This window comes from Streptomyces sp. NPDC021562 (assembly GCF_040640875.1).
Lineage (GTDB): Bacteria > Actinomycetota > Actinomycetes > Streptomycetales > Streptomycetaceae > Streptomyces.
In genome coordinates this window covers 93423-117251 of sequence record NZ_JBFACN010000022.1, presented here as the reverse complement: position 1 = coordinate 117251, position 23829 = coordinate 93423, and the positions used below count along the sequence as shown (strand labels likewise).

Below are 23829 nucleotides of genomic sequence, written 5' to 3'. Positions count from 1 at the left end.
GCCCCCGGCCGCCGTGAGCCACGCCAGGCCGGTCGGTACGTCCCCCGCCAGGAACCCGGCGTCCAGCGCCCGGGCCAGGGCGTACCCGAGCAGAAAGGTCTGCCCGGCCTCCAGCACCGACCACAGCGCGAGCCGCACCAGCACCCGCCCGCGCACCCGCAGCAACCCCCGCGCCCCCCACCCCCGACCCCTCACACCGTCCCCCCACCCACACCAACGTCCCGCGACCCACCGGAAACCCGCCCTCCCGCACCCACGTGCCCTACGTCTGCCCGCCCGCCCCCCGCTCTTCCCACGCCGGGGTGGCGGGTGTGGGCCCGGGCTGTGCCGGCGTGGGCTGCGTCGCCTTGCCCCGTGTCGCCTTGTCGCGCGTGGCTCTGCCGCGCATCGACCTCCCCGGCGTCGGTGTGGGCCGTGGGGACCTGCCCCGCGTCGGTGTGGGCCGTGCAGGCCCGCTCCGTGGCGCCCTCCCCGGCGTCGGTGTGGGCCTGCTCGGTGGCGTGGGCCGCGTCGCCCTGACCCGCGTCGGCTTCCCCCGCGTCGCCCTGCCCCGCGTCGGCTTCCCCCGCGTCGCCCTGCCCCGCGTCGGCCTCCCCCGTGTCCCCCTGACCCGCGTCGGCTCGGTTCGCGTCGGACTGTCCCGCACGGCAGTGCCCCACGGCCGTTGCGCCACCCTCTCCGAACACCTCTCGGTACTCCGGATGGCGCCACAGTTCCGTGTGCGGGCCGAGGGCCCGTACCCGGCCGTCCTCCAGCCAGGCCACCGTGTCCGCGTGGGCCGCCGTCGTCGCTCGGTGGGCGACTATGAGGCGGGTCGGGCCGGGGGCCAGCAGGGCCCGGGTGACGTGGTGTTCGGTGACCGTGTCGAGACTGGAGAGGGCGTCGTCGAGGACGAACAGCCGGCCGGGGTGGGCGAACGCCCGGGCGAGGCCGAGGCGTTGGGACTCGCCGCCGGAGCGCGGGGCGTCGGCCAGGCGGGTCGTGTACCCGTCGGGCAGGCGGCGGACGTAGGCGTCGGCCTGCGCCTTGCGGGCGGCGGCCCGGATCCCGGCGGGGGTGGGGGCGGTGCGGCCGAAGGCGATGGTGTCCTCGACGGTCGTACCGAGCAGGGCCGGGCGGGCGAAGGCGTAGGTGACGGCCCGGCGCAGGTCGTCGTGGGGGAGGGCGGGCAGCGGCACGCCGTCGAGGAGCACCTGCCCGGCGTCCGGGTCGGTCAGCCGCCCGGCCAGTTCGGCCAGCAGGGACTTGCCCGTGCCGGAGCGCCCGACGACCGCGAGCACGGTGCCGCCGGGCACGCTCAGGTCGACGCCGTCCAGCACGGCGCGGCCACCCCGGCGGGCCGTCACCCCGCGGAACTCCAGGCGGCCGGGGCCCGGCGGGAGCCGGTGGCCGCCGTGCCCGGGCACGGGACACGCGGCGACCTCGCCGAGGCGCCCGGCGGACGCGCGGGCCCGGGTGAGCGCGGCCAGCTGTCCGACCAGGACGCCGACGCCGGTCGCGAGGACGGCGTAGCGGGAGGCGGCCAGTACCTCGCCGACCGAGATCCGGTGACGGGCCAGCAGCAGGCCGGCCACCGCCACCACGGCCAGCTGGAGCAGCGGGCCCACGGTGACCGCCTGGGCGGCGGCCCGGCCCTGCACCCGCCACATCCGGTGCCCGGCGCGGGCGAGTTCGGGCAGCGGGCGCAGCACCCGGTCGGTCTCCCGGTCCTGGAGGCCGGCCGCCGCGATCGTCCGGTGCCCGTCGACCGCCTCCGCCAGAGCGGCCGCGATCCGGCCCTGCACCCGCTGGTACTCCGCCACGCACGCCGAGGTGTCCCGGGTGAACGCCCGCAGCAGCACGGCGAGTACGGGTGCCCCGGCCAGGAACACGGCGGCCAGCCAGGGGTCGATGAGCACGAGCGCGACCACCCCGCCGAGCGGCCCGGCCAGCGCGGCGAGCAGCGCGGCGACGGCGGCCGGACCGGTCCCGGCCTGCGCGGCGTTCCCGACCAGCCGGGCGACCAGGTCCCCGGCGCCGAACCGGGCCACCGCCCGCGGCCCGAGCGCCAGCACCCGCCCGGTGAGCAGCTTGCGCAGCCCGGCCGTGGCGCGCGCGTCGACGGTCCCGGCGAGCACGCTCGCGGCCCCGTCCAGCACGGCGAGCAGCAGCACCAGAGCGGCGGCCCGCCCCACCCACCCGGCCGCCGGGGCGCCCGTCAGCAGCAGGTCCAGGGCACGGCCCAGCACGGCGGGCAGCGCCAGGGCCGCCGCGGTGGCCGCCGTACTCACGGCGCACAGCGCCGCGCAGCGCACCCCGGCGTGGCGCAGCGCGCTGCGCATCGGATCACGGTGCGCGGGTGTCGTCATCACGCCCAGCCCTCGGGTCGGCGCCGGTGTCGGCGAAGCGGGTACGGCGAAGGCCCCGGACGGGCCCCCTCCCGCAGGAAGGGGCCGCCCGGAGCCCGGTTCGCGGTGCCGGTCAGAGACAGAGCAGGACGCTCGCCGCCGAGACGCACGACAACAGGCTCACCGTGCTCGCACCGCCGCCGTCGTGACGCTCTTCGGACTCCATCGTCTGCAGGTCGAGAAGTGCCATGGTGTGTCCTTTCCGGGGACCGAGCGGTCCCCCCGGTGTTGTTGGGGACGGGGTTGTGTCACGACTCCGCGGGAGCGGGGCCGCGTTCTGGGGCCGCCGGTGGCGGCGGGAGGAACGGCAGGTGGGCGGCGCGGTCGCCGTCGAGGGCGGCCGTGAGCGCCAGCAGACACCCGGCGGTTCCGGTGGCGAGGTCCATGGACAGACGCATCATCTGGTGTCCGGGGAAGGCGAGTTGGCCCTGGTAGGCCATCGCGAACCAGCCGAGCCCGTCGACCTGGTCGGCGAGCCGTGCCGGGTCGGCACCGGTGCGGGCGAGGTGCAGGACCATCCCGGCCCGGCCCTGGAACAGGCCCGGCTGGGCGTAGAAGCGTGAGGTGGCGGCGATCAGGATGGCGGAGCGGGCGGCCGTGAGGGCGCCGTCCTCGTCGGTGCCGTGGGCGAGCCAGTCGTCGAGGACCATGCCGATCCCCACGCTGCCGTCGCCGAGGTAGGGCAGGGTGCGCCAGCCCTCGTCGACGTCCAGGCCGCCGCCCTTCTGCAGCACACAGCGGTCCAGGTCCCGGCGCAGTGCCGCCTCGGCCGCCGCCAGCAGCCCGGGGTCTCCGGTGCGTTCGTACCGCCGCAGCAGGAACAGCGCCGGTCCGGTCGCGCCCCGCAGCAGCCCGGCGCGCCGCCGGGGCGTGTCCGGCAGGGGCTCGGCGAGCCGTCGTACGAGGATCTCGGCAACCTCCGCGGCCCGCTCGCGCAGCTCCGGCTCGCCGGTCGAGTCGGCGAGGGAGTCGAGGACCAGGCCGAGACCGGCCAGGCCGCCGTGCAGGTCGGAGGAGAGGTTGCGCCAGTTCTCCCGGAGGATGCCGGCGGTGAGGTCGAGGGCGCGCTGCCGGTGGCCGAGCGTGGCCAGGACGTGGGCGACGCCGGCGAGACCGTCGTACAGGCCGAGCGGGGTGCCGGGCGGCGGTGGTGCCGTGTGGTCGAGCAGCCAGCGCTCGCCCTCGTCGTAGCGTTCGGCGCCGGCCCGGTCCAGGGCGTACAGCACCCCGGCCGCGCCGTGCGCCAGGCCGAGTCCGCCGCCGTCGCCGAACTGGGCGATGTCACCGGGGAAGAGCCGGTCGTCGCGCTCGGGGGTGGCGGCGGCCAGGATCGCCTTGACCATGGAGTCCCTGCTGTGCGGCCAGTCGGCCGGTACGACGGGACGGGCGGCCGGGGCGCCCCGGGTGATCTCCTCGACCGCCTCGTCGAGGAAGGCGCGCGGCACGTCGGGGAACTGACCGGCGATCACGTCCGCGAGGTGCGCCGCCTTGCTCCGGTCGACGACGAAGAGCGTGGTCACCGGCAGGAAGAGCGCCAGGCGCAGACACGCCAGCGCGTAGCGGTCCACCTCGACGCCCCTGCGGTCCGGCGGGGCGAAGAAGCCCGGGTGGGCGACGATCTGACGGCCGTTCTCCGCGATCGGGGCGGCCGCCTCGAAGTCGATGAGGAACACCGACTCGTCGTCGGGGCCGACCATGATGTTGAAGACGTGCAGGTCGTTGAAGACGATCCCGCGCGCGTGCACCGCCGCGACGGCCTCCTCGACCTTCCGGTGGATGCGCAGCGCCCACTCGGTGTAGTTGCGCACGGCCCCCGGATCCGGGTCCGGGACGAGCAGCGGATGCCGCTCGGCGAAGTAGGCGTTGAGCGGACGGCCCGCCAGGTGGTCCATGACCAGGAACCGGTGCTCGCCCAGCGTGAACCAGTCCCGGACCTCCGGTACCACCCCGGTGCCCGCCACCGCCTCCAGCGCCGCCTTCTCCCGTGCCAGCCGGGCGACCGCGTCGGCGCCGTCCGCCGCGAGCCCCGCGTGCGGCCGGCCCTCCTTGAGCACGACGCGCCGGCCGTCCCGGGTGTCGGTCCCGGCGTACACCCCGCCGCCGTTGGAGAAGTGCAGCGCCTTCTCGATCCGGTACGGCAGGTCGCCCACCGTGGTGGCGTCGCGCGCCGCCAGCTGCGGCCGCAGGAACTCCGGCAGCGTCACCCACGGAGGGACCTGGAAGGAGGGCGCCCGCCGGTCCGGGACGAGCTTCCCCGCGCCGTCCCGCACCGCGGTCACCAGCGAGCCCCGCTCGTCCACCACGTACGAACGCGCGAAGGCGCCGTACCGGACGTACAGCGGGCCGCCGTTCCAGCGCAGGTCGGTCAGGATGTACGGCCCCTCGAAGCCCTCCAGCAGGCCGCCCAGCTCGCGCAGCACCTGGTGGAGCCGTTCCTCGCCGTCCGGGTAGACGGTGACGAACTTGCCGCTGGTGTCGCGGCCCGCGTACTTGGCGTTGCGCAGGTGCAGCAGATGCGGTCCCGGCACGAACTTGAACGGGATGCGGCGCGGCACGCAGTAGTCCCACACGATCGCCGCGATCCGCTCCGCGTTGGCCCGGGTGGCCGACGAGTGGATCTTCCAGCCCTGCGCCGGCGACGGCAGCGGAGCGCCGTCCGCGCCGTGCGGGGTCATCGTGAGCCAGTCGCCGGACCGCACCGCGCGCCAGCCCTCCGGCACCGCGCGCCGCGCCGTCGCGAACAGCGGTTCCGTCTGTGACCCGGCCGTTCCGAACCGGTCGGGCGTGTCGTAGAAGTGCCCGTCGGCGAGCGCGTACACCTCGTAGCGCCTGTCCATCCGCATCCCTTCCCTGGACCGCCCCCGACACTTTCAGGCGCGCCACGGTCGCGGACAGTCACGTCTGTCACGAGGTCACCGTGCACAACGCACGGGTCAAGACATGTTCGGTGGGTTTCGAGCGCTGCGGGCCCGCCGGTCGCCGCGGAACGGTCGCAGGGGCTGCGCGGACGCCCCATAAGCGCTGTAATGGCGGCGTGGTCAGTGAGGGCGCTGCGGTACGCGGAACGAGAACGGATCGCGCCGAAATCGCCCTCGAAACGCTCATCGGCGATCGCGGCGCACCCGAGCGGCTCCGCCGCGTGCTCGAACAGGCGCTGGTGTTCTCCGGTGCGGCGTTCGCCGGGGTGTACACGCCCGGCGACGAGGGAGCGGTGCTCCGCCTCGCCGAGTCCGCCGGCCTGCCCCGCACCCTCTACGGGCTGCGCGACGCCTACCCGGCCGTGGGCCAGTCCCCGGCCGCCGAGGTCCACCGCAGCGGACGGCCCCTGTGGCTCGGCCCCGCGGAACTGAACGACTGCCCCGAGGCCCGGCGGACCCCGGCCCAGGACTTCTCCCTGGCCGTTCTGCCGGTGCCCGGCGGCGCCGGGCTCCTGGTGGCCGTCAGCGAACGGGACGACGGGTTCGGCCCCGAGGACCGTGCCTGCCTGGAGCTGGTGGCCGGCGCGATCCACCTGCCCGGCCCGCTCCCCACGGCCGCCGACAGCGGCGAACTGGCCGGCGACGCGTTCAGCCTCGCCATGGACACCGGCCGCATCGAGGTCGGCGACGGCATCCTGGACCTCTTCCGGATGGAGCGCCGCGATTTCGACGGCAAGGTCGAGACACTGCTGGCCCGCACCGTCCCCGAGGACGTCCCCGCCCTGATGTCGGTCGTCGAGGCGGACCACATGTCCATCGGCGACCGCGAGCTGGAGTTCCGCGTCCTGCAGCCCTCTGGGCCGCCCAGGTGGCTCAGACTGCGCGGCCGGCTGGTGCCCGGCGGCGAGGGCCGCCCCGCCCGGCTGGCCGGGACCGTCGACGACGCCTCCACCCTCCGGTCCGACGTCACCGACGTGGCCCGGGTCCAGCGGCTCGCCGCCGCCCTGGCCACCGCCGGCACCGTCAAGGACGTCAGCCAGGCCGTCGTCACCGCGCTGCGCGGACCGCTCAAGGCCGACCGGATCGCCCTGGCCGAGCTGGAGAACGACCGGCTGGTCGTGACCGTCCTCGACCCGCCCGACGCCGAGGCCTGGCCCGAGCTGTGGCGCAGCGAGTGGCGCACCGAGTGGCCGGACGCCCCCGTGCGCTCGATGCCCACCCTGGCCGCCGCCCTGCGCCAGGGCCGCGCCCGCATCTGGCCCGCCCCGACCACCCTGGAGCCCGCCCTCGCCGAGGTCGGCCCCGGCGGTCTGGCCATCCTGCCGCTGCCGGCCGGCGGCCGGATGGCCGGCGCCTGCCTGATCGGCTGGGACAGCCCGCACGACTTCGGACCCGACGAACGCGCCCTGCTCACCGCCTCCGCGGGCCTCGCCGGGGAGGCGCTGATGCGCGCCCACGCCTTCGACGCCGAGCACGAACTCGTCGGCATGCTCCAGCGCACCCTGCTGCCCCGCAGGCTGCCCGCCCTGCCCGGCGCGGTCGCCGTCGCCCGCTACCTGCCGACCACCCAGGGCCTGGAGGTGGGCGGTGACTGGTACGACGTGATCCCGCTGCCCGACAACCACGTGGCCCTCGTCATCGGCGACGTGCAGGGCCACAGCGCGGCCGCCGCCACCCTGATGGGCCAGATGCGCACCGCGCTGCGCGCCTACGCGGCCGAGGGACACACCCCCGACGTGGTCGTCTCGCACGCCAACCGGCTCCTGATGGACATGGAGAGCGACCTCTTCGCGACCTGCTGCTACGTCGACGTCGACATGGAGGAGGGCACCGCCTGGTGCGTGCGCGCGGGGCATCTGCCGCCGGTCCTGCGTCACCCGGACGGCGCAACGGAGATCGCCGAGACCGAGGGCGGCCCGCCGCTCGGCGTCCTGACCCAGACCGAGTTCCCCATGACCCAGCTCAGCCTGCGCCCCGGCACCGTGCTGGCCCTCACCACGGACGGCCTGGTCGAGCGGCCCGACGCCGACATCGACGACGGCATGGCGGGTTTCGCCGACGACCTCGCCGGCTCCGACCCCGCCCACCTCGGCCTGGTCGCCGACGCCCTGCTCGGCAACGCCCCCCGCGCCGACGACGTGGCCCTGCTGCTGATGCGCTACGACGGCATGGCGGTGCGCCCGCTGCGGGAGAGCTGGACGGTGTGGCGGGTCCCGGAGGCCGCCCGGCACGCCCGCCGCTTCAGCAAGCGCAGCCTGCGCTCCTGGGGCGTCACCGACGACGCCATGGACGTCGCCCTGCTGGTGGTCTCCGAACTCGTCACCAACGCCCTCATCCACACCGAAGGACCGGTCCGGCTCGATCTGACCCTGGTCGACCACCGGCTGCGCATCGCCGTCGCCGACGCCTCGCCGCGCAGCCCGGTGAAACCCACCAACATCGGCTGGGAGGCCACCGGCGGGCGCGGCATCCTGCTCGTCGAGGCGGTGTCGGCCGCCTGGGGGACCGTACCGGTCAGCGGCGGAAAGCAGGTGTGGGCGGACCTGGTCCTCGACGGCTGAGCACCGGGCGGTGCCTTTCCGGCCGTCTCGACAGGCGCCGCGGGCCGAGCCTTCTTAATGTCTTGTCGTGGCACACACCTTCGAAGAACTGGTGGCGAAGCACCGCGCGGCCGACACGGCCCACGACAAGGTCCTGGAGCTGCGGGACGCCTACGGGCCGCCGGCCCGGCAGGCGCCCGGCGGCGCCCAGTCGGCGACCTACGAGACGGCCCTGCGCGCCTGGCGCGACCTGGCCCGCGACGAACAGACCGCGGTCAGCGAGTACGCCCGCGACCAGGGCCGCTCGCGGGCTGAGGTGGAGGCGGAGGTGGCGCGCGCGGCAGCCGATCCGGGCGCCTGAAATCGACGCACAAAACGGGCGGAAAGCCGGTTGGCGGCACCTCGTGGTCACATGGCACCCCCACCAGGGCCATACTGTCGTGACCAGTCAGGAAAACGGAAGAACATCTCAATCAGATGTTCACCTATAAGGTGTAGCGAATGAAGGCTTTGGTGCTCTCCGGCGGTGCCGGAACCCGGCTGCGGCCGATCACCCACACATCGGCGAAGCAGCTCGTACCGGTGGCGAACAAACCCGTGCTGTTCTACGGGCTCGAATCCCTGGCCGCCGCGGGCGTCACCGAGGTCGGGATGATCGTCGGCGACACCGCCGCCGAGATCGAGGAAGCGGTCGGCGACGGATCGAAATTCGGTCTGAACGTCACCTACATCCCCCAGGACCAGCCGCTGGGCCTGGCCCACGCGGTGCTCATCGCGCGGGAGTTCCTCGGTGACGACGACTTCGTGATGTACCTCGGCGACAACTTCATCGTCGGCGGCATCAGCGGACTCGTCGACGAGTTCCGCGAGACCCGGCCCGACGCCCAGATCCTCCTCACGCACGTGCCCAACCCGCGGGCCTTCGGTGTCGCCGAGCTCGACGCCGACGGGCAGGTGGTCGGCCTGGAGGAGAAGCCGCAGGAGCCCAAGAGCGACCTGGCACTGGTCGGCGTGTACCTCTTCACGCCCGCCATCCACGACGCCGTGCGCGCCATCAAGCCGTCCTGGCGCGGCGAGCTGGAGATCACCCACGCCATCCAGCACCTCATCGACCAGCGTGCCGACGTGCGCTCCACGGTGATCAAGGGCTACTGGAAGGACACCGGCAACGTCGTCGACATGCTGGAGGTCAACCGGACCGTCCTGGAGGCGCAGGAGCCGCGCATCGACGGCGAGGTCGACGAGGCCACCCAGATCGTCGGCCGCGTGGTCGTCGAGGCCGGGGCGCGCGTCACGGGCTCCCGGATCGTCGGTCCGGTCGTGATCGGCTCCGGTACCGTCGTCAGCGACTCGTACGTGGGCCCCTTCACGTCGGTCGCGGAGAACTGCCGGATCACCGCGAGTGAGCTGGAGTTCTCCATAGTGCTGCGGGACTCCTCCATCGACGGGGTGGGCAGGATCGAGTCCTCGCTGATCGGCCGGCACGTCGAGGTGACCCCGGCACCCGGCACCCCCAGCGCCCACCGCCTCGTTCTCGGAGACCACAGCAAGGTGCAGATCCGTTCATGAATCTCCTCGTCACCGGCGCCGCCGGCTTCATCGGTTCCACGTATGTCCGCGGCCTGCTCGCCGCCGACGGCCCCGACGCGCCGCACATCACCGTGCTGGACAAGCTGACCTACGCGGGCACCCTGACCAACCTGCCCGAGTCGCACCCCCGCCTCACCTTCGTGCAGGGCGACATCTGCGACGCCGAGCTGGTCGACAAGCTCATGGCCGAGGCCGACCAGGTCGTGCACTTCGCCGCCGAGTCGCACGTCGACCGCTCCATCGACGGCGCGGGCGCGTTCGTCCGCACCAACGTGGTCGGCACCCAGACGCTGCTGGACGCGGCGCTGCGGCACAACGTCGGCCCGTTCGTGCACGTCTCCACCGACGAGGTCTACGGCTCCATCGAGACCGGCTCCTGGCCCGAGAGCCACCCGCTCCAGCCGAACTCGCCGTACTCCGCCTCCAAGGCCTCCTCGGACCTGCTGGCGCTGGCCTTCCACCGCACCCACGGCCTGGACGTCCGCGTCACCCGCTGCTCCAACAACTACGGGCCGCACCAGTTCCCCGAGAAGGTCATCCCGCTCTTCGTGAGCAACCTCCTCGACGGCAAGAACGTCCCGCTCTACGGCGACGGCAGCAACGTCCGCGACTGGCTGCACGTCGAGGACCACTGCCAGGGCATCGACCTGGTCCGCACCGGCGGCCGGGCCGGCGAGGTCTACAACATCGGCGGCGGCACCGAGCTCAGCAACAAGGAGCTCACCGGCCTGCTCCTGGAGGCCTGCGGCGCCGACTGGGACCGCGTGGACCGGGTGGCCGACCGCAAGGGCCACGACCAGCGCTACTCCGTCGACTGGAGCAAGATCCGCGACGAGCTGGGCTACACCCCCAAGCACGACTTCACCTCCGGCCTGGCCGACACCGTCGCCTGGTACCGCGACAACCGTGACTGGTGGGAGCCGCTGAAGGAGCGTGCCGCCCTGGAGTCCCGCAAGGAGCAGGAGAAGCACTGATGAAGTGGCTCGTCGCCGGCGCGGCCGGGATGCTCGGCCAGGACGTGGTCGAGGAACTCCGGCGCCGGGGTGAGGAGGTCGTGCCGCTCGGCCGGGACGACCTCGACATCACCAACGCCGACTCGGTGGAGTCGGCTCTCGCCGGGCACACGCCCGACCTGGTGGTGAACTGCGCCGCGTACACCGCCGTCGACGACGCCGAGACCGACGAGGAGCGGGCCCTGCTGATCAACGGCACGGGCCCGCGCCTGCTGGCCCGTGCCGCCGCCCGGCACGGCGCCCGCCTCGTGCACGTCTCCACGGACTACGTCTTCGACGGCGAGGCCCGCAGCACCCCGTACCCGGAGGACCACCCCACGGCCCCGCGCACCGCCTACGGCCGCACCAAGCTGGCCGGCGAGCGTGCCGTCCTGGAAGAGCTCCCGGGCGCCAGTGCCGTGGTCCGCACGGCCTGGCTGTACGGCGTGCACGGCCGCAGTTTCGTCCGCACGATGCTCGAACTCGAGCAGAAGCTGGACACCGTGGACGTCGTCGACGACCAGCGCGGGCAGCCCACCTGGACCGCCGACCTTGCCATACGTATTGCACAGCTTGGACCAAGGATCTCCCAAGCGACCAATGTTCACGGTATGTTCCACGGAACCAGTTCCGGCGAGGCCAGTTGGTACGACCTGGCCCGGGAGGTGTTCCGGCTCGCCGGGGCGGACCCAGAGCGGGTGCGCCCCACCGACAGCCGGGCCTTCGTCCGGCCCGCGCCCCGACCGGCGTACAGCGCCCTGGGTCACGCCCGATGGCGTGAGATCGGTCTGGAGCCGTCCCGGGACTGGAGGTCAGCACTGCAGGATGCACTGCCCCAGATCCGCAAGGAGATGTCCCAGTGAAAAGGCACGAGTTCCTCCGGGAACTCCACAAGGTCAGCGCGAACCGCAACTACCTGGAGATCGGTGTCAACGACGGCCGCAGTCTGACGCTCTCCAGAGTCCCCAGCATCGCGATCGACCCCGCCTTCAAGGTGGTCTCGGAGATCCGCTGCGACGTGCACCTCGCCAAGGCGACCAGTGACGACTTCTTCGCCAGGGAGAACCCCCTGGCGCACCTCAGGGGAGGCCGTCACCCGCTGCGCAACGTCGCGCGCAACCGCAGCCCGTTCGGCTACTGGCAGCGGACCACGCTCGACCTGTCGTTCATCGACGGCATGCACCTGTTCGAGTACGCGCTGCGGGACTTCATCAACATCGAGCGGTACTCCGACTGGGCGAGTGTGATCGTCTTCGACGACATGCTGCCGCGCAACGTCGACGAGGCGGCCCGTGACCGCCACACCGACGCGTGGACGGGTGACGTCTACAAGCTCGTCGAGATCCTCAACCGGTACCGCCCCGACCTGGTGACCGTCCTGGTCGACACGGCCCCCACCGGCCAGCTCGTCGTCTTCGGTGCGGACCCGTCGAGCACCGTCCTCAAGGACAAGTACGACGAGATCATCGCGGAGTTCGAGGTTCCGGACCCGCAGAAGGTCCCGGAGTCGATCCTCGGCAGGACGACGGCGGTGACCCCGGAGCAGCTGGTCGGCGCGTCCTTCTGGAAGCCCCTGGTGGCCTCCCGCAACAGGGGGACCAAGCGGGAGCGAGGCTGGGAGCCGCTGAGCCGCGCGCTGCGTCAGCTCACGGCGGGCTGAGCCCGTCCACGACACGGCGAGGCGTCACGACCCGGGGTCGTGACGCCTCGCCGTTCGCGTTCTTCGGTCAGACGGCCGACGTTCCGCCGTCCGACCGCAGGGTCTCGTAGAACGCCACGCAGTCCGCGTACGACGGGAGCAGGCCGGCCTTCTCCGCCTCGGCCAGGGACGGGGCCTCGGCGTCCTTCTCCGACAGCACCGGCTCGAACCCTTCGGGCCACTCGATGCCCAGCGCGGGGTCGAGCGGGTTGATGCCGTGCTCGCGGCCCGGGGCGTACCCGGCCGAGCACAGGTAGACCACCGTGGCGTCGTCGGTCAGCGCCATGAAGGCGTGGCCGAGCCCCTCCGAGAGGAACACGGCGTGCCGGTTCTCCTCGTCGAGCCGGACCGCCTCCCAGCGGCCGAAGGTGGGGGAGCCGACCCGGATGTCCACGATGACGTCCAGCACGGCTCCGCGCACGCACTTGACGTACTTGGACTGGCTCGGCGGCACGTCGGCGAAGTGGACGCCCCGCAGGACGCCCCGCCGGGAGACCGAGCAGTTGGCCTGCACGAGGTCGAGGTCGTAGCCGAGGGCCTCGCGGAACTCCTCCGCCTTGAACCACTCGTGGAAGCTGCCCCGGTCGTCGGGGAAGACCTTCGGCTCCTGGACCCAGGCGCCTTCGATGCTCAGCGGTCGCACGGTTCTTACTTGCCTTCCTGTCGTGCGGGCGTCCTGCCCCTGCCGAGTGCCCTGACCAGCGCACGGCGCACCGGCAGCGGGAGCTTGCGGGCCAGCTTGCGGACGGCGCCGGGCCCGGACCTGGGACCCGCGACGGCCGCCGCGGCCGCCGCGGACTTCTTCGCGGCCGGCTTGACGACCTTCAGGCCCGCGGGGGAGTTGCGGACGACCAGCGGCAGCGTGAAGAAGCGCGGCTCGGCCACGTCCGCGAGCAGGGCCAGCGCGAGCCGCCAGCCGCCCTCCTGGAGCGACCGGACCGGCAGCGGGGCGTCCAGCACCGCTCCGCCGCCCTCCGCGGGCGACAGCGTGGCGGGCACCTCCAGCACCTCGGCGGCGGGCTTGGGGCCGGTCAGCCGCACCGACGCCTTGACGTCACCCTCGACGTGGAACGGCAGCACCGCGCGCAGCCGGTCCCCGGCCACGGTGAAGTCCTCGGGCTTGAAATCGCCGAAGCCGAGCCGCTTGCTCGCCATGTCGACGTCGAGGGCGAAGTTGTTCTTGACCGTCCAGTACGGCAGCACACGCCGGCCACCGACCACGCCGGGGACCGGCACCGCGGGGAGCGGATCCCGGGACACCGGGAACAGCCGGTGCTCCCGGGTCCAGCCGCCGATCGTCAGCCGGACGAACGCGTCCCACAGGCCCGCCGTCAGCGGGGTGCCGCTGGCCGCGGTGGCCGGGTTCACGGTGGCCGTGGCCCGGACGACCAGGCGCACCCGGTCGGCCTCTCCCTCGACGGGCACGGTCTCGCGGGTCACCTCGACCGGCTGGAAGAACTGCGCGTGGGTCTCGCGCTCGCGCACCACCAGGTCGACGTTGGCCTTGTTGAACCGGGCCGCGGTGCCGTGCTCCAGCCGGGAGATCGCCTCCGCGGCCGTCGCCGCCGGTCCGTCGGACGCTACGGCGGTGTCCGCCGGGTACGTCTTCGGGGCACCGTCCGCGGTGTACTCGGCGGTGAAGTCGAGCTTCAGGGCGCCGCCGTCCCAGACGACGCGCTCCAGCGCCGTCGAGGGGGTGACGGCCGCCTCCCACTCGGCGACGGCGAGCACGTCCTCGTAGCGGCCGGCGGCGGCCAGCTCGGCGACCACCCGCTGGGCCGGGGCGAGCAGGGCGAACACGGACGGGCCCATCCGCTCGGCGATCACCTTGTGGATCTCGTCGAAGAGCTCCCTGCGGTAGTCGTCCGGCAGGTTGAGGAACCGCTTGCCGCGCAGCCGCTCGGTCATCTCGTTGTTCAGCCAGCGGTGGAACATCCGGTCGCGCTTGGCACCGGGCTCGGTGTAACGCTCGACGACGTCCAGGGCCTCCCGGAGGTTGCCGAAGTAGCCGACCGGGTCGAAGCGCTGGAAACCGGCGTTGGAGGCGTCCTCGCGCTTGATGTGGTAGTAGCAGACGTAGTCGCTGAGCACCGAGATGTTCGACGCGCGCAGGTACGCCTCGGCGACGAAGACATGGTCCTCGAGGCGCCGCCGGCCCTCGGGGAAGCGCAGCCCGATGCGGTCCAGGAAGGACCGGCGCAGCATCTTGTGCGGGGTCAGGCTGCTCATCAGCGGGGCGTTCTCGACGGTGGCCCGGGGGTGGTTGCGGCGGAACAGCTCCACCGGCACCGGGCGGCCCTTGCCGGCCATCTTGCCGATGACGAGGTCGGCCTCGTTGGCGACGCCGTAGTCGTACATCCGCTCCAGGGCCTCGTCGCCGAGGAAGTCGTCGTTGTCGACGAACATCACGAACTCGCCCTTGGAGGCGGCGATGCCGACGTTGCGGGGCTTGCCGGACCAGCCGGAGGGCTCCTGGTGGATGACCTGGATGTGCGGGTGCTCGGCCGCGAGCGCGTCCAGCCGGGCCGGGGTCTCGTCGCTGGAGCCGTCGTCCACGAAGATGACCTCGTACTCGTCGCGCGGCAGCGACTGCCGCAGCACCGAGGCGATGCAGTCCTCGATATAGGGTCCCGGGTTGTAGACAGGGACGACAACACTCACCTTGACCGGCATCCGGCTTCCTAGCCCCCTGGATAAAGCCGTCCGTTTCCCTGGACGGCACGTACATGTGGGCGAATGCTAACCCGGTCCCGACCTCGGGCGTGTCGCACCCCTAGGTCAAGACCGGGTCGTGAAGGGTCAGCCGCGCGTCAAAAGTCCTGGTCAGCCGTGGGTCTTGGCCAGTAGTTCCAGGACCTCGGCCGTGCTGCCCGACTCACCGAGCCGGGGGAAAATCCGCTCCACGCTGTTGCGGTGCGCCTCGCCGTCGGCGTCGGCCATGGCGTCCGTGGCGAGGGTGACGTGGTAGCCGTGGGCGTAGCCGTCGCGGGCCGTGGACTCCACGCCGATGCTGGTGGCGATGCCGGCCAGCACGATCTGGGTGACGCCCCGGCGGCGCAGCTGCACGTCGAGGTCCGTGCCGTGGAAGGCGCTCCAGTTGTGCTTTGTGACCCGGATGTCACCGGCGTGGCCGGACAGCTCGTCGACCACGACGTCCCAGCCCTCGGGGAAGGCGAGCCCGCGCGCCTGACGCTCGGTGCGGCCGGGCACGGCGTCGGCGAAGTCGGCCGCGAAGGAGACCCGGACCAGGGCGACCGGCAGGTCCTTGGCGCGGAAGGCGGCGGCGAGCTCGGCGGCGCGGGCCACCACCTCGGCACCGGAGTACGGCTGGGTGGGCATGGCCACGATGCCCTGCTGGAGGTCGATGACGACGAGGGCGGTGCGCGGGTCGAGGGTGCTCAGAGTCATGGGGTGGATCAGGCCTTTCGATGGGCTTGAGAGGGTTGCGTGCTCTCGGGGGCTTGAGGGGTTCCAGGGGTGAGCCGGGTCAGCGAGCGGTCCGGCAGGGTGATCGCCAGCAGCAGTGCGGAGCCGACGAGCATGAACAGGGCCAGGCCGTGCAGCCCGCCCGTGTCGGCGCGGTGCGGGTAGAACGCCGCGGTGGCGGCGGAGGCCCCGAGCGCGCCGAGGTACATGAAGGTGCGCAGCAGCCCGGCGGCGGACCCGATCCGCTCCGGGTCGGCCTGCCGGTACAGCGCGGTCTGGGCGGCGAGCCCGAGCAGCCCCTGGGGGACGCCGAGCAGCGCGCCGACCGCGAGCAGCAGCCAGAGCGGGCTGCCGGCGCCGACCAGCAGCAGGGCCGCGCAGCCCGCGATCTGCAGCACGGAGCCGGCCACCAGCTTGCCGCGGACGGCCTCCCGGCGGCCGGTGACCGTGGCGGTGACGAGCGCGGCGGCCGACAGCGGCAGCAGCGCGAGCCCGGCCGTGGAGGCGCCCAGCCCGCGGCCCTGCTCCAGCCACTGCGTGTAGCCGTACAGGAACGCGTACGAGGTGGTGTACGCGAGGAGCTGGCGTACGTAGGTGACGACGAGTGGGACGTTGCCGCCGAGCACCCGCAGGTCGACGAACGGGTCGGGCACCCGAAGCTCCCGGGCCGCGAAGGCGGCGGCCGCGACGACGGCCAGCGCCGGCAGGTACCAGCGGTCGGCCCGCGGGCCCATCAGGAACAGCATCAGCGCGACCAGCAGGACGGCGAACAGGATCATGCCGGCCAGGTCCATGCGCTGGGGCCGGGCGGGCGCCGCGGTCCTCGGCAGCCACTTCGCGCCGAGGACCAGACAGGCCGCGGAGAGCGGCACGTTGACGGCGAACACCAGGTGCCAGCCGCCGGCGCCGATCAGCAGCCCGCCCAGCGTCGGACCGATCACGGCCACCGTCTGGCTGGACACGGCGAGCGCGGTCAGCACCCCGGCGGGGCTGTCCTGACCGGTGCGCTCGGCCTCGCTCCGGGTCAGCCGCATCGCCGCCGGGTACGCGGCCGACGTGCCGAACCCGAGCAGCACCCGCGCCGCGATCAGCACGCCCAGCGAGGGCGCCAGCATGCCCGCCAGCCCGGCGACGCCCACCAGGCCGGTCCCGACCAGGTAGAGCCTGCGCGGCCCGTACACGTCCACGAGCCGTCCGATCACCGGCTGCCCCACCGCGGTCGCCAGGTACAGCGCGGTGACCAGCCACACCGTCTCGGCGGGCGGCGCCCCGAAGGCGATGCCGATCGGCACCAGGGCCACGGCGATCATCGAGGAGTTGATCGGGTTCAGGACGGAGCCCAGGACCATCGGCGCGATCAGCCGCCGGTCGAAGCCGGCGGGCGCCGGACGGATGTCCGCGCGGCTGCCCGAGGTGAGCCTGGGTGTCACGGGCGCGACAGCCGTTCGAGCAGTTCGATCGCGGTGAGCAGGGTGCGGCGCTCCTCATCGGTGTACCGGTCCTGGAAGGCGCGGGCCAGCCACTCGTCGCGCGCCTGCCGGTTGCCCTCGACACGCGCCTGGCCGGCCTCGGTGAGGGTCACCAGCTGGCGGCGGCCGTCGGTCGGGTCCGGGGAGCGCCGGATCAGGCCGTGCTGGTCCAGCGCGGCCAGGGTGGCGGCCATCGACTGCGGGCGCACCCCCTCGGCGGAGGCCAGCGCGCTGGCCGTGGCCGCGCCGTGCTTCGACACCAGGGTGAGCGCCGACTCCTGGGACGGGGTGAGGTCCGCGTCCTGCGCGACCTCCCGGATGCGGCGGCGCAGCCTGCTGAACATCACCCGCAGGTCGCGGGCCGCCCGGGTCGCGGAATCGGAGATCTCTGCCATGCGGCCACCCTAGAACCGTCAGCCGAAACTGTCCAGCCGCACCTGTCCAGTCAGAACTGTTCAGTCCAGGCTGAAGACATCTTCGGGTCGGTTAGGCTGACGGTGTGCGCCTGCTCCTGACCTCCGACACGCACCTCCCGAAGCGGGCCAAGCGGCTCCCGGACCGGCTGCTCGCCGAACTCCCGCGTGCGGACGTCGTGATCCACGCGGGTGACTGGGTCGACGAGGCCACCCTCGACCTGCTGGAGACCGGCAGCCGCCGCCTCGTCGGCGTGTACGGCAACAACGACGGACCCGGCCTGCGCGCCCGGCTCCCCGAGGTGGCGTACGCCGATCTCGGCGGGCTGCGCTTCGGAGTGGTCCACGAGACCGGTGCCGCCCAGGGCCGCGAGGCCCGCTGCGCGGCCCGCTTCCCGGACCTGGACGTCCTCGTGTTCGGGCACAGCCACATCCCCTGGGACACCACCGCCCCGGGCGGGCTGCGGCTGCTCAACCCCGGCTCGCCGACCGACCGCCGCCGCCAGCCCCACTGCACCTACCTGACCGCGACCGTCGCCGACGGCACCCTCACCGAGGTCACCCTGCACCGACTGCCACCGCGCTGACCGACGGCTCCCCGCCTCCCGCTGCGGCGGCCGGGTGGACGGCGCCGCTGGTCGTGGCCAGGGGCGCGCCGCTTCCGTAGGTGCGCCTGGGTGAGACCCGCCTCGGTCAGCCGGGCGAGACGCTCCTCAGGGGTCCGGCGGCCGCCCATCGCCAGCGGGCCCCGCGAGCAGCACGACGACCGCACCGGGCAGCAGGCCGGCTTCCCCGCCCAGTCGACGCCGAGCGCCTCCTGCCGGGGCGTTAATCCGTTGCGGCAGGGGGACCGTCCCTGCTGCACTGCTCCCGACCCGACGTCACCAGGAGAGGACCACCCGATGCGCGCTGCGTGCATGTCCACCCAGGAAGGAATCCCACCCATGCCGAAGGACATCACGCTCAGTGCATCTGCTCAATCTCGGAATCCTCGCGCACGTCGACGCGGGTAAGACCAGCCTGACCGAACGGCTGCTGCACACGGCCGGGGTCATCGACGAACTCGGCAGTGTCGACGCCGGCAGCACCCGCACCGACACCCTCGCGCTGGAACGACTGCGCGGGATCACCATCAAGTCGGCGGTCGTGTCGTTCCCGCTGGACGGGGTGACCGTCAACCTCATCGACACCCCCGGGCACCCGGACTTCATCGCCGAGGTGGAGCGGGTCCTCGGCGTCCTCGACGGGGCGGTCCTGGTGGTCTCGGCGGTGGAGGGCGTCCAGGCGCAAACCCGCGTCCTGATGCGGACCCTGCGCAGGCTGGGCATCCCCACGCTGGTCTTCGTGAACAAGATCGACCGGCGGGGCGCCCGGGACGAGGCCGTGCTCGCCCAGCTGACCCGCAGGCTCGCCGTCCCGCTCGTCCCCATGGGCCGGACCGCCGGACTCGGCACCCGCGCGGCCCGGTTCGTGCCCGGCCTCGGCCCCACCGCGCCGGAGGTGCTCGCCGACCACGACGACGCGCTGCTCGCCGCGTACCTGGACGGCGGTGTCCCCGACGGCCGGCTGCGGGCGGCCCTCGCCGACCAGACCGGGCGGTGCCTGGTCCATCCGGTGTACTTCGGTTCCGCCGTCACGGGCGCCGGGGTGCCCGACCTGGTCGCCGGCGTCGAGGAGCTGCTTCCCGCCGCCGGCGGCGATCCGGCGGGCCCGGTCTCCGGCACGGTCTTCAAGGTGGAGCGGGGGCCGGCGGGGGAGCAGATCGCCTACGCGCGGATCTTCTCCGGCACGCTCCGGGTACGCGAGCGGATCCCGTTCGGCGGCACCGGCACCGGCACCGGCACCGGCACCGGCGCCGACGCGCCCGTCGGCGTCCGGGCGGAGGGGCGGGTCACCGGGCTCTCCGTCTTCGACCGGGGCGCCGAGCGCCGGCAGGACAGTGCCGGCGCCGGGCGGATCGTCAAGGTGTGGGGGCTCGGCGGCGTCCGGATCGGAGACGCCCTCGGCCGGCCGGCCCGCGCGTACGTGCACCACTTCGCGCCCCCGACCCTGGAGACCGTCGTCGTCCCGGGCCCCGGCACCGACCGCCGCTCCCTGCACATCGCCCTCACCCAGCTCGCCGAGCAGGACCCGCTGATCGACGTCCGGCACGACGAGGTACGGCAGGAGACCTCCGTCTCCCTGTACGGCGAGGTCCAGAAGGAGGTCGTCCAGGCGACCCTCGCCGACGAGTACGGCCTCGACGTCACCTTCCGGGAGACCACCACCGTCTATGTCGAGCGGATCGCCGGGACGGGCGCCGCCGTCGAGTTCAACAAGAAGGACGGCAACCCCTTCCTCGCCACGGTCGGCCTGCGGGTGGAGCCGGCCCCGGTCGGCGCGGGCGTCGGCTTCCGCCTGGAGGTGGAGCTCGGCTCGATGCCGTACGCCTTCTTCAAGGCCGTCGAGGACACCGTGCGCGAGACCCTCGCCCAGGGGCTGCACGGCTGGCGGATCCCCGACGCCACCGTGACCATGACCCATTCCGGTTACTCGCCCCGGCAGAGCCACGCCCACCAGGGCTTCGACAAGAGCATGTCCAGCACCGGCCAGGACTTCCGCGGGCTGACCCCGCTCGTGCTGACCGAGGCGCTGCGACGGGCCGGCACCCGGGTGCACCAGCCGATGCACCGCTTCCGCCTGGAGGCCCCCGCGGACACGCTCGGCGCGCTGCTCCCGGTGCTCACCCGGCTCGGCGCGCTGCCCCGGCGCACCGGCACCGAGGCCGCGCTCTGCGTGCTGGAGGGGGTGGTCCCCGCGGCCCGGGTGCACCGGCTGGAGCAGCTGCTGCCCGGTCTGACCCGGGGTGAGGGGGAGCTGGAGAGCGCCTTCGACCACTACGCACCCGTGGCACACGGGACGGTCCCCGAACGCGCGCGTACCGATCACAATCCGCTCGACCGGAAGGAGTATCTGTTGAAGGTGACCGGCCGTGTGAGCGGGTGAGCGCCAAGTGCTGGACCGGTATTCAACTTACTCATGAGTCAGAAGTATTGACGGTGTCCGGAAAGCATCGGACTGTAATGAGCATGACCAGTATCCGGGCACGTTTGATCGTTGTCCTGGTTGTCCTCTGCGGATTCCTCGCGGTGGCGGGCGCCCCGTCCGCCTCCGCAGCCACCCCGTCCGACTCCCTCTGGTTCGACGGCACCTCGCTCACCGTGCAGAACGGCCGACTCGTCGACGGCCAGGGCCGTGAGGTCGTCCTGCGCGGCTACAACGTCTCCGGCGAGACCAAGCTGGCGGAGAACGACGGCCTGCCCTTCGCCTCCGTCGCCGACGCGAAGAAGTCGGCCACCGCGCTGCGTGCCCTGGGCGGCGGCAACGCCGTCCGCTTCCTGCTCTCCTGGGCGTACGCCGAACCCGTACAGGGCCAGGTCAGCACCACCTACCTGGCCGCCGTGACCGCGCAGATGCAGGCGTTCCTGGACGCCGGCATCCGGGTCTTCCCCGACTTCCACCAGGACCTGTACTCCCGCTACCTGTTCAACTCGGGCAGCTGGTACACCGGTGACGGCGCCCCGGCGTGGGCGGTGGCGCTGGGCGGCTATCCCGCCGAGTCCTGCGGCATCTGCCTCTTCTGGGGCCAGAACATCACCCAGAACGCGGCCGTCCAGAAGGGCCAGTACGACTTCTGGCACAACACCTACGGCCTCCAGGACGCCTTCCTGACCACGGCCCAGACCACCATGACCTACCTGGCCCAGCACCTGACCACGGACGAGTTCGCGGGCGTCGTCGGCTTCGACCCGTACAACGAGCCGTACGCCGGCTCCTACGACTCCGGTGAGACCTCCCGCACCTGGGAGCAGAACCGGCTCTGGCCCTTCTACCAGAAGTTCCGGGCCCGGATGGACGCCGCCGGCTGGACCGCCAAACCCGCCCTCGTCGAGCCCAACCTCTTCTGGAACGCCAACATCGACGCGCAGAAGCAGACGGGCGGCCTGCTGGACGCGGGCACGCTCGGCTCCCGCTACGTCTTCAACACCCACTTCTACGACCAGAAGGCCATCTCCGGCATCCTGATGTGGGGCAACGCCTCCGACGGCCAGTACTCCGCCGACTTCGGCACCGTCCGCGACCGCGCGTCGGCCGCCGGGACCGCGGCGGTCGTCAGCGAGTTCGGACACCCGCTGTCGGGTACCACCGCGGGCAAGGCGCCGACCGTCGACAAGGCCATGTACCAGGCCCTCGACTCCCGCCTGCCCGGGTCGAGCTGGTGGACCACCCCGGCGTCCTCGGGCCCGGTCCTCTCCGGCACCCAGTGGCAGTGGGACATCTACAACGGCCGGCACCACGAGCTGATGAACGGCAACACGAGCAAGGTGCTCACCTCGGGCGACGCCTGGAACGACGAGGACCTCTCGGCCGTGAGGACGGACGACTCCGGCACCGTGACACTCCGTCAGGACGCCCGGCTGCTCGACCGGGTCTACCCGGGCGCCACCGCGGGCACCACCCTCGCCTTCACCTACGAGGACCGCTCCCGGGACGGTTCGACGACCCTGACCTGGAACCCGGTGCCCAGCTCGCTGCCGAACGTGGCCGCGCTGGTCGGCTCCGGCCAGTACGCCGTCCAGGTCTGGCGGTCCTCCGGCTCCACCGCACCCACCGAACTCCACCTGCCCGCCTCCTTCCCGACCGCGTCCACCACCGTCGTCTCCGACCTGGGCACGGCCTACGCACCCCCGGCGTACTCGTCCTCGACCCCGGTCGGCGTGGCGGCGGAACCGGGCGGCACGGGCAGCCGCCGGCTGCTGCTCAGCGACGCGGACTCCGGCGTGCTGCACTTCGCGCTGGTGACCAACGGGGCGACCGCGCCGAGTGCCACGCTGCTGAACGCGGCCAGGTCGGAACTGGCCGCCTGGGTGGCGGCGAAGTTCTGAGCAGGGCTTCGGCCTCCGGGGTCCCGCCTGACCCCGGAGGCCGAAGTGGTTGGGGGCGCGTCAACTCGACGAGGCGCCCGTCCAGTCGGCCTGCACATGCCCGAGCCGGACCCGCTGCGGGTGGTCACCGACCGGGACCGAGGTCACCTTCTGGCCGGTGGCGAAGTCGATCGCCGTCACCTGGTCGGCGCCGCTCTCGGAGATGATGCAGTCCTTGCCGTCACCGCTCACCGTGGCCCAGTACGGGGTGGACGCGGTGATGAGCGGACCTTCCTGGAGGGTGGCCCGGTCGACGACGGTGGCGTAGTTGTCCATCGTCCCGGCCACGCACAGCTTGGTGCCGTCCGGCTTCATGGAGATGCCGTGGTGGCGCGAGTCGAGGAGCCAGGTGGTGCGGTCCGTGCTGGTCGCGGGGTTGGCCGGCAGGGTCTTCATCCGGGTGATCTTGTCGCTGGCGATGTCGTACTCCAGGAAGCCGTTGAAGAACGACACCTGGAAGTACATCTTCGAGAAGTCCGGGGTGAAGGCGGCGGGCCGGACCGCGTCCGAGAAGTCCTTCAGGCCGAACGCGTCCAGCCGGGCGCGCATGTCGATCGTCTTGACCTGCTTGAAGGTCGTGGCGTCGGCGATGGTGATGTGCCGGTCGCCCTTGGTCCAGTCCCAGCCCGGGTCGTCGAGCGAGGTGGTGACCTCACCGATCGACATGTTCCAGATGTACTTGCCGTCGGGGGTGAAGACGTTCTCGTGCGGCTTGTCACCGGTGGCGAACTCGCCCAGTTCCTTACCGGTGTTGATGTCCAGCACCTGCACCTTGTCCGCGGTGGACGCCGACACCGCGACCTTGGTGCCGTCGGGGGAGACGGCCATGTGGTCGGCGCGGTAACCGGCCACCGGAAAACGCCAGTTGACCTTGTCGGTGGCCAGGTCGATGGAGACCACGTCGGCGAAGCTCGGGCGCGAGACCACCACGGACCTGCCGTCCGGCGTGGAGTACATGTCGTCCGCGTACTGGTCGTGGCCCTGGCCGACCTCGTTGCGAATGGACGTGTAGTAGATCCACTTGATCGGGTCGGCGTTGATCTCGGCGATCCGCGCGTCCTTGTCGGGGATGACGTTGAGCTGGCCGACCTTGGCGAAGTCACCGGTGGCGTTCAGGACGGTCGCGGTGCCGTCCCAGTTGTTCCCGACGAACAGCACCTGGCGCAGGGAGGCGTCGGCCGCGGCGGTGGCGGCGGTCGCGGGCGCGGTGACGGTCAGTACGAGGGCGGCGGCCACGGAGCAAAGGTGCCTGGTTCTGATGGCAGGCATGAGTGCTCTCTCCTCTGATGGGGTGTGGGGCGCGCGTGCGGTCAGGGGACACGGAATCTGAACACGGGCGCGTTCAAATGAACTTACTGAAAAGTAAGGAGGGGTGGCCCTACTCCACAAGAGGCGTACACGACAAAATTGGCCAACGGGTGGACGACGGAG

17 protein-coding genes and 1 pseudogene are annotated in these 23829 nt (G+C 72.6%); 9 read left to right on the top strand and 9 right to left on the bottom strand.

The features are described 5' to 3' along the window. Nucleotides 1-671: 671 nt before the first annotated feature. The 3 genes and pseudogenes from AB0G52_RS30110 to lanKC all read right to left on the bottom strand — a co-directional run. A pseudogene (locus AB0G52_RS30110) lies at nucleotides 672-2321 on the bottom strand (ABC transporter ATP-binding protein); the annotation flags it as partial. Between the two features lie 139 nt (nucleotides 2322-2460). After that, nucleotides 2461-2577, bottom strand: coding sequence for a SapB/AmfS family lanthipeptide (locus AB0G52_RS30105; RefSeq protein WP_046732101.1), 117 nt, complete (start codon nucleotides 2575-2577; stop codon nucleotides 2461-2463). A 58-nt stretch (nucleotides 2578-2635) separates the two neighbouring features. Further along, nucleotides 2636-5224 (bottom strand): class III lanthionine synthetase LanKC, encoded by a 2589-nt coding sequence (gene lanKC, locus AB0G52_RS30100; RefSeq protein WP_132894269.1) that lies wholly within the window; start codon nucleotides 5222-5224, stop codon nucleotides 2636-2638. Between the two features lie 197 nt (nucleotides 5225-5421). Here lanKC and AB0G52_RS30095 point away from each other — a divergent pair, with 197 nt between their 5' ends. The 6 genes from AB0G52_RS30095 to AB0G52_RS30070 all read left to right on the top strand — a co-directional run bounded on the left by AB0G52_RS30095 (nucleotide 5422) and on the right by AB0G52_RS30070 (nucleotide 12087). Then, entirely contained in the window at nucleotides 5422-7866 is a 2445-nt protein-coding gene (locus AB0G52_RS30095) for a SpoIIE family protein phosphatase (RefSeq protein ID WP_132894267.1), read from the top strand. A 67-nt stretch (nucleotides 7867-7933) separates the two neighbouring features. Continuing rightward, on the top strand, nucleotides 7934-8206 hold the full coding sequence (locus AB0G52_RS30090) for a hypothetical protein (protein WP_132894266.1): 273 nt from the start codon (nucleotides 7934-7936) through the stop codon (nucleotides 8204-8206). 140 nt (nucleotides 8207-8346) lie between these two features. Then, nucleotides 8347-9414: a glucose-1-phosphate thymidylyltransferase gene (locus AB0G52_RS30085; protein WP_132894264.1), complete on the top strand. Its 1068-nt coding sequence runs from the start codon at nucleotides 8347-8349 to the stop codon at nucleotides 9412-9414. After that, a complete protein-coding gene (rfbB, locus tag AB0G52_RS30080) occupies nucleotides 9411-10409 on the top strand; it encodes a dTDP-glucose 4,6-dehydratase (RefSeq protein ID WP_132894262.1) in 999 nt (332 codons plus the stop codon). The genes AB0G52_RS30085 and rfbB overlap by 4 nt, the downstream gene beginning before the upstream one ends. Continuing rightward, nucleotides 10409-11290, top strand: a complete 882-nt coding sequence (gene rfbD / locus AB0G52_RS30075) for a dTDP-4-dehydrorhamnose reductase (protein WP_132894260.1) — start codon at nucleotides 10409-10411, stop codon at nucleotides 11288-11290. Before rfbB ends, rfbD begins: the two co-directional genes overlap by 1 nt. Then, nucleotides 11287-12087: a class I SAM-dependent methyltransferase gene (locus tag AB0G52_RS30070; protein WP_132894258.1), complete on the top strand. Its 801-nt coding sequence runs from the start codon at nucleotides 11287-11289 to the stop codon at nucleotides 12085-12087. Before rfbD ends, AB0G52_RS30070 begins: the two co-directional genes overlap by 4 nt. Before the next feature lie 67 nt (nucleotides 12088-12154). Here AB0G52_RS30070 and rfbC read toward each other — a convergent pair whose 3' ends face one another. The 5 genes from rfbC to AB0G52_RS30045 all read right to left on the bottom strand — a co-directional run bounded on the left by rfbC (nucleotide 12155) and on the right by AB0G52_RS30045 (nucleotide 17416). Beyond that, complete coding sequence (gene rfbC, locus AB0G52_RS30065; protein ID WP_361340454.1) at nucleotides 12155-12769, bottom strand: dTDP-4-dehydrorhamnose 3,5-epimerase; 615 nt, start codon at nucleotides 12767-12769, stop codon at nucleotides 12155-12157. 5 nt (nucleotides 12770-12774) lie between these two features. Further along, the gene (locus tag AB0G52_RS30060; protein WP_132893463.1) at nucleotides 12775-14799 is read right to left on the bottom strand and encodes a glycosyltransferase family A protein; all 2025 of its coding nucleotides are present in this window, start codon (nucleotides 14797-14799) and stop codon (nucleotides 12775-12777) included. A gap of 150 nt (nucleotides 14800-14949) precedes the next feature. Beyond that, complete coding sequence (locus AB0G52_RS30055) at nucleotides 14950-15534, bottom strand: hydrolase (RefSeq protein WP_132893461.1); 585 nt, start codon at nucleotides 15532-15534, stop codon at nucleotides 14950-14952. An 8-nt stretch (nucleotides 15535-15542) separates the two neighbouring features. Then, nucleotides 15543-16982, bottom strand: coding sequence for an MFS transporter (locus AB0G52_RS30050; RefSeq protein WP_361340450.1), 1440 nt, complete (start codon nucleotides 16980-16982; stop codon nucleotides 15543-15545). After that, the gene (locus tag AB0G52_RS30045; protein ID WP_132893459.1) at nucleotides 16979-17416 is read right to left on the bottom strand and encodes a MarR family transcriptional regulator; all 438 of its coding nucleotides are present in this window, start codon (nucleotides 17414-17416) and stop codon (nucleotides 16979-16981) included. Before AB0G52_RS30045 ends, AB0G52_RS30050 begins: the two co-directional genes overlap by 4 nt. A gap of 104 nt (nucleotides 17417-17520) precedes the next feature. Between AB0G52_RS30045 and AB0G52_RS30040 the strand changes: the two genes are divergently transcribed. From AB0G52_RS30040 to AB0G52_RS30030, 3 genes are all read left to right on the top strand, one after another. Continuing rightward, nucleotides 17521-18021 carry a metallophosphoesterase gene (locus tag AB0G52_RS30040; RefSeq protein WP_361340447.1) on the top strand — a complete coding sequence of 167 codons (501 nt, stop codon included), beginning with the start codon at nucleotides 17521-17523 and terminating at the stop codon, nucleotides 18019-18021. Between the two features lie 379 nt (nucleotides 18022-18400). Continuing rightward, a complete protein-coding gene (locus AB0G52_RS30035) occupies nucleotides 18401-20419 on the top strand; it encodes a translation factor GTPase family protein (protein ID WP_361340444.1) in 2019 nt (672 codons plus the stop codon). Between the two features lie 77 nt (nucleotides 20420-20496). Continuing rightward, nucleotides 20497-22359 carry a cellulase family glycosylhydrolase gene (locus AB0G52_RS30030; protein ID WP_132893454.1) on the top strand — a complete coding sequence of 621 codons (1863 nt, stop codon included), beginning with the start codon at nucleotides 20497-20499 and terminating at the stop codon, nucleotides 22357-22359. A 60-nt stretch (nucleotides 22360-22419) separates the two neighbouring features. Here AB0G52_RS30030 and AB0G52_RS30025 read toward each other — a convergent pair whose 3' ends face one another. Continuing rightward, entirely contained in the window at nucleotides 22420-23667 is a 1248-nt protein-coding gene (locus AB0G52_RS30025; RefSeq protein WP_132893452.1) for a YncE family protein, read from the bottom strand. Nucleotides 23668-23829 lie beyond the last annotated feature (162 nt).